This window comes from Halorubrum salsamenti (assembly GCF_007671685.1).
GTDB classification, from domain to species: domain Archaea; phylum Halobacteriota; class Halobacteria; order Halobacteriales; family Haloferacaceae; genus Halorubrum; species Halorubrum salsamenti.
This window is the reverse complement of record NZ_VCNL01000010.1, coordinates 72416-78922: the sequence shown is the minus strand read 5'-3', so window position 1 is coordinate 78922 and position 6507 is coordinate 72416. Positions and strand designations below refer to the sequence as shown.

4 protein-coding genes and 1 pseudogene are annotated in these 6507 nt (G+C 53.7%); 4 read left to right on the top strand and 1 reads right to left on the bottom strand.

Annotated features, from left to right (window positions below):
• Positions 1 to 90: 90 nt before the first annotated feature.
• Positions 91 to 1501, top strand: a pseudogene (locus FGL94_RS17315) (type B DNA-directed DNA polymerase); the annotation flags it as partial.
• A gap of 750 nt (positions 1502 to 2251) precedes the next feature.
• Complete coding sequence (locus FGL94_RS17310) at positions 2252 to 3598, top strand: orc1/cdc6 family replication initiation protein (protein WP_144927927.1); 1347 nt, start codon at positions 2252 to 2254, stop codon at positions 3596 to 3598.
• Between the two features lie 285 nt (positions 3599 to 3883).
• Here the strand turns inward: FGL94_RS17310 and FGL94_RS17305 are convergent, their stop codons facing one another.
• On the bottom strand, positions 3884 to 4207 hold the full coding sequence (locus FGL94_RS17305; protein ID WP_144927924.1) for a hypothetical protein: 324 nt from the start codon (positions 4205 to 4207) through the stop codon (positions 3884 to 3886).
• A 139-nt stretch (positions 4208 to 4346) separates the two neighbouring features.
• Here FGL94_RS17305 and FGL94_RS17300 point away from each other — a divergent pair, with 139 nt between their 5' ends.
• Positions 4347 to 5267 carry a MarR family transcriptional regulator gene (locus tag FGL94_RS17300; protein ID WP_144927921.1) on the top strand — a complete coding sequence of 307 codons (921 nt, stop codon included), beginning with the start codon at positions 4347 to 4349 and terminating at the stop codon, positions 5265 to 5267.
• Between the two features lie 120 nt (positions 5268 to 5387).
• Positions 5388 to 6074: a nucleotidyltransferase domain-containing protein gene (locus FGL94_RS17295; protein WP_186313445.1), complete on the top strand. Its 687-nt coding sequence runs from the start codon at positions 5388 to 5390 to the stop codon at positions 6072 to 6074.
• The last annotated feature ends 433 nt before the right edge of the window (positions 6075 to 6507 follow it).

Here is a 6507-nt window from a genome sequence, read left to right as displayed (position 1 = left end):
GCGACTTCGGGAGGGCCTTCATCTCGTCGAATTACACGGCGAACATGTAACTCTCTGAGGATTTCAACAGAGCCGAAATTTCGGTGTATAGACACGTTCTTCTACGGGGGAGACAAACCTTGACGGCGTCCTCGACCTTGTGTCGCGCTCGAAAAAGCCTGTCCAGAAGCTCGCGTGGGCGTCGATCAGGAACGTACTCACCGCGATCCAGATTTGCGAGGCCCACGAACGCGGCGCCCTCGTCCCATGGAACTCCTGGCGCCACGAGTTCTACAAGCCGATGGGGACGCTCCACGACGCCGACCGCGGCGGCTTCATCTTCGCGCCCGAGGTCAACCTCCACGAGAACGTCCACGAACTCGATTTCTCCTCGTTGTGTCCAAACATCATCTGTACGCGGAACGTCTCGCCGGACGTCATCCGATGTGACTGCCACGGCGACCACAAGGACGTCCCCGGCCTCGGATACTCAATCTACGATGATCGAGGCTACCTCGTCGACGTGCTCCAGCCAATCATCGACGCTCGTGACGAGATCAAGGCGGCCATCCGTCGCGAGAAGAAACGAGACGACTCCGACGAGGACCGGCTGGCGGAACTCGAGGGGCGGTCGGGCGCGCTGAAGTGGATCCTAGTGGCTTGCTTCGGATATCAGGGATTCAACAACGCGAAGTTCCGTCGTATTGAGTGCCACGAGGCGATCAACGCGTTCGCTCGCGAGATTCTGCTGACGGCGAAACAGCAGCTGGAGAACGGCGGCTGGTGCGTCGTCCACGGCATCGTCGACTCTATCTGGGCGACCCCGGATCCCGACGTCGACGACGAGGAGCGCGAGGACCTCGAGGCGCTCGCGATGGAGATTACCGAGCGCGTCGAGATCCGCCTCGAACACGAGGCTCACTACGACTGGGTAGCGTTCGTTCCCCAGCGCGAGAGCAACGCCGGCGCACTCACGAAGTATTTCGGCAAGGTGGCTGGCAACGACGACTTCAACATCAGAGGGATCGAAGCTCGCCAGCGGTCGACCCCATCGTTCATCGAGGACGTCCAGCGGGACTGTCTCGAACGGTTCGACGCGACTCGATCTCCGGACGCCGTACTCAGCTGTCACCAAGACGCCATCAAGCGTCTCCACACTGGAACGGTGCCGGGCGAGCAGCTCGTCGAACGGAATCGTGTCCCTAAGCCACTCGAAGGATATACACAGAACACTCAGAACGTGGCGGCACTAAGACGGGTTCGCGATCATGATCTCGCTGTTCATCCAGACCAAGACATCGAGTACGTAGTCGTCGACGACGAGAAAACATCGAGGGAACGGGTCACGTTGGCTCACGAGGAGATCGAATCGTACGATCCATCGTACTACGAGACACAACTCAACAGAGCTGTCGAGAGTGTGCTGTCACCGCTTGGCTGGGATCGGGCGGAGATCCGTCGAGAACTCACGAAGACGCAGGCCCCGAAGTTGACAGCGTACGCGAATACAGAGAACGGTTAACCAACACAGCGGACCGATTTGTTGGTTAACTACGGCTCCTCCGAGGCCGAACCCCCACACCCCGTGTGCGATATGAAATCCAGAGGATGGCGGGAGGGGGAACTCTGAAGAGAAACCACGAACCATCGGATATCGGCAATTTCACGGAGAAGAGGTCTCAAAGACAGCGAAATCAAGATAGGCTATGTTTCAGGGAAACCTTTATGTAGCCACTCTGTCAACCATAACCGTAATGGAGCCATAGTCGGTTGAAACGAAACAGTATGTTTCGTGATAGAACTGAATTCGTCCGCAGCTTTACCTCTTCGTGAACTGGGTGTCTTCGTCGGTTCAACGTCTTCTCGTGGGCTCTCTCTCCAAATATCGATATCTTCGGATGGTTCGTCCGTGCCTACTTTCTCGTCAAAATCATATCGCACACGGGGTGTGGGGGTGACTTACCGACAAGATCAGACTCCACTCGAGATACTCAAGAGATATTCTCGGCACATCTAGTTGAGAATACGTCCAGTGTCGGGGAGTACTTCCGCCGAGCTCTTCTGTCTCGCCTCGACATCGACAGTTGTTCCATGGTCTGATCGACATTTCATATCGCACACGGGGGGTCACTACGATTAATTGATTTCGCCCGTGGTTACGGTATTACTTCACCTACCCTTCGCGAAAACGCCTGTATCGGTAGAATTCAGCAAAGTTAATCTCGCACACGGTACCCATATTTATTTATAGTTTCGACCTAACTGCCCAAATATGGCTGACGGCGACGATCAACAGTCCCTCTCACAATCTATCAAAGGTCGCCTCCAGGAGGGCGTTCAGAACTCGGTTTTTCGAGATAAGGGTCTTCTTGACCCGGATGCCGTCATCGACGAGGATCGAATCGTCGGTCGTGATGATCAACTGGACGACATTATCACCTATCTCCGACCGGCATTACAAGGGAACCGTCCCCCCAATATGCTTCTCTATGGCCCATCGGGGACGGGGAAGTCACTCATCATCAATGCGGTCTGTCAGCAGGTTCTTGAACTCGCGAACGCCCAAGACGACCGTTTTGGCGTTATTAAGATCAACTGTCAGACAATCAAATCGCACGATAGGGCTGTCTATCGTCTTGTAGAAAACGCCGCTAATGAAGCCGACGTTGAAGTCGGTGTTCCGCAAAGTGGCGTCTCGACAGACCAGAAACTCAACCGGTTCTATGAGATCCTGAGTAACAATTTCGACTCGGTCATTATCATCTTGGATGAGATTGACCTCCTGGTGGGACGGCAGCGGGACCCGAATGAGGAACCAGCTTACTCAAAGCTGCTTTATCAGCTTTCTCGGGCATCACAACTCGGTCAAATCGAGGGACACGTGTCCGTTGCTGCGCTCACGAACGATCCCCGATTCATGGAGAACCTTGACGGCCGGGCTGAGAGCTCGTTCAATCCGCAAGACGTCGTCTTCTCGGATTATGATGCGGACCAACTACAATCTATTCTACGACGACGTCGTGATGCGTATCGGGACGATGTTCTTGAAGACGGTATCATTCCACTTAGCTCAGCGTTTGCGGCACAGGATCACGGCGACGCTCGGAAAGCGATCGATCTATTTCGGAAAGCAGGTGAGATTGCGGACCGAGAGGGTGGAGATACAGTCCACGAAGGACACGTTCGCGATGCCCAGAAAGAAGCGGAACGGGATCGGACGTTGACTCAGATGCAGGGCCTGTCGACCCAAAAGAAGCTCTCGCTTTACGCTACTGCGATCGTCCCCGTCTACTCACAACGCAACCTAAACGCCGTTCCCAGCACAGTCGCGTACCGTGTGTATCAGTATCTTACTGACTTACTTGACGCCGATACAAAATCGCGTGACTCCTATCTCCGCTATATGAGTGAAGCGGAGACATACAACTTTGTCACATCTGAAAAGCGGGGACGCGGCTATGGGAGTGGTGTTCACAAAGAGTACACGTTCGTTGACGATCCTGGCGTGGTTGCTGAAACCCTTCGAGCTGATATTCGGATCGAAGAGGCAGATGATGAAGGTGAATTAATCAAGTCTGTTGTCAACGCACAGATAGATGATTTCTTCGGAGGAAAGTAGCACGCGAGCCGCTATCGCTGCTATTTGATTCATTTCGCACACGGGGTGTGGTTCCGCCGGAATAAATATCATTTATACTAAATTTGTCTGACAACCGTACTCACAATTTCATTTCGCACACGGGGTGTCCCCACTTGACTCGTCAACTGATTCATCTCTCACACGGGGTCTGCCTCGATCGAGAATAAAATCATTTCGCACACGGGGGGTGCTAACCAGATACCTCTGGGAATTTCATTTCGCACACGGGGTGTGTAGACCTCAACATCAGGCCAGAAACCCGTTCTACTCGCCAGGATTGACTGGAGACTTATATTTGGATTTGATCTGGTCTCCTTCTCGCCACTGCCAGTAGTAGTAGCGATTATCGTTGATCTCCTTTATCGTGATCGTCGCTTTGGCCGGGACGTCACCCGGAAGCTCGTCTGGTCGCTCTCCAACCTCTTCTTGATCTGCCGACTCCTCGAGACGGGCCTCTCGTTCCTTGTGCTCGGCGAGCGCTTCAGCGTACGTTGCAACGTCTCGGAGCTGCTCGGGAGACGACTCGTTGAGCGTGTTGACGATCTCCGTCGGGAGGTTCGCCGGTGGGGTCGGGGGTTCGTAGGACATCGGCTACTCTTGTGTTAACCAACACGTCCCACGAATCCATAGTTTTGTTGGTTAAGACGATGGGGGACGGTTCTCGCGATTGCTGGCTGTAACACTATCTGAAACCTTTTCATATCTATGTTTCGTACTATGTTACACCGTGCTCCGGCGCATCGAACTCGCGGTCCTCGCCACGGTCGACCGCGGCGATACGATCTCCGAACTCGCGACGAAGCTCGACCACAGCGAGAGCTATCTCTCTCGTGCCGTCGCCGACCTCGTCGAGAAGGGGCTCGTCTACACGGAACGCGACGGGCGACAAAAACGAGTCGTCCCGTCAGACGCTCGTGCCGTCGAGCTCTACCAGGACCTCGTCCGCCAGCACTCCCACATCGACTTCCCCGAGCTGCTGACCGGGAAGACACTCGAGGTGCTGTACTACCTCGACCACCCGCGAACCGTCTCCGAGATTGCCGACCGGAGCGACAACTACCGCAACACGGTCAACCGCGTCCTCAAACGGTTTCGCGACCGTGGTCTCGTCGGGACGGCCGACGGCCGCTACGAGTTTAACGCCGACTTCGACCGCCTCCATGAGTTCGCCCGTGAACTTACACACCATTTTCATCGCCAACGCCTCGAATCCGTTGCCCCGAAGGGCACGATTCTCTGGGAGGACTACAACGAATTCCTCGCGCAGACCGAGACGGAAATTGATGCGGAAAGATTCTACGAAACCGGCCTCCCTCGGTTCGCGGCGTTTGATCTCCAGTTCCTGCTCACCGGCCACCGCTACTACGTCTACTCCGAGGAACTCGACGCAATCTCGCCGGCGGAACTGTGTTGTCACACTCTCTTGATCGACAACGGTAGCCGCTACCGTTCGTACTGTCTCCTCTTGCTCAGCCACGTCGACGTTGACGAGGACAACCTCCGAACGCGATCTGCGAAGTACGACCTCGAAGACGAAATCAACGCCTTGCTCCGCTACCTCGAGACCCACGGCGAGATCCAGGACGATCGTCTCCCCGAGTGGGACGAGTTCCAGAAGCTGGTAGCTGACTACGAAATTGACCAGTGAGAAATTTTGATTTCAAATGAACTCAGAAAAATTTCTCATCTCGAACGCCACATCACTCAGAATTACTGAGCACTCATTTAGCAATTAGGTTAAAGTAGTAACTCTAAGGGATACTTTACAATGAAAACAGATACGAACAGTACTTCCGCTGATGGTATCCAGATATCCATCGATCTACCACTCCAAGACGACCGTTTACTCAGTGGAGATGCGACAGCCGATATTCTTCTCTTTTTAAGTAGAAATCACGATGAGTCGTTTTCGATGACAGACCTTGCTGACGCAATTGGCTACACGCGACCGACAATAACCAAGACGGTTGATACACTCTCTAAGAACGATCTCGTTATCGAAGAACACGACGGACCCCGCCGACTTGTCCAGATCAACCGCGACCGGCTCACTATCCCAGACGATCCATTCCTCGGAATTCCCCAGTCGGAGTTTCACACGCCGGTACAGGATGCGACCGACCAACTCCATACTAAACTTGATGACGTCCTCGCTGTTGTTCTGTATGGAAGCGTTGCTCGCGGTGAGGCTGACCGTCGCAGCGATATTGATCTCTGGGTGTTGGTTCGTGAAGACCGGGCGAGCAACCAACGACAGGCGAACCACATCAGGCAGTCACTTGAGGAAGACACGTTTGGCGGGGATCGATATGCGTTCGATATTGATGTTGAGGCTCTCCAAGGGATCCCAACGTACGCTGAGGAGCTTCAAGAAATTCTTCGCGATGGCATCGCAGTCTATCAAACAGATGAATTTGACACTGTCCGTAGTATGGTTCTTCACGGTGATGGGTGATCCGAGGGCCATCAGAAAGACAGTTGATGCGGTTGTCGATGCGGTCAACGAGGCGAAATATGGTATCTCGGTACGAGAACACCATTCTACGGCTCTGCTGAAATCCTCTTCTTTAGATATATGCTCGCCTGAAACGGCTGGTTGCTAAGATTGCTTATTCACCCCTTCGCTCTCGACACATTGAGCAGAATCTGCTTACTTCGTCTACAGAACTAACGTCGATCTCTTCATCAAATGTACCACGCTCTTCGAATGTTTGAGCCCAACCGCAGTGATCTGGTTCTACAAAATGCCATGTCTGTCCTTCTTTTCGAGCCAATTTCATACTACCTAAGACTTCGGGAATCGTGATAAGTTTGTGTACTATACTGGGTGATTAGGGGTATGGAAGGTGCATTCTCCGTGGCTGTACTGTTGGCAGTTGCGACTTTCG

Excerpts from the sequence above, each read along its gene's own strand:
- FGL94_RS17310 (WP_144927927.1), top strand. The coding sequence starts at position 2,252 with ATGGCTGACGGCGACGATCAACAGTCCCTCTCACAATCTATCAAAGGT.
- FGL94_RS17305 (WP_144927924.1), bottom strand. The coding sequence starts at position 4,207 with ATGTCCTACGAACCCCCGACCCCACCGGCGAACCTCCCGACGGAGATC.
- FGL94_RS17295 (WP_186313445.1), top strand. The coding sequence starts at position 5,388 with ATGAAAACAGATACGAACAGTACTTCCGCTGATGGTATCCAGATATCC.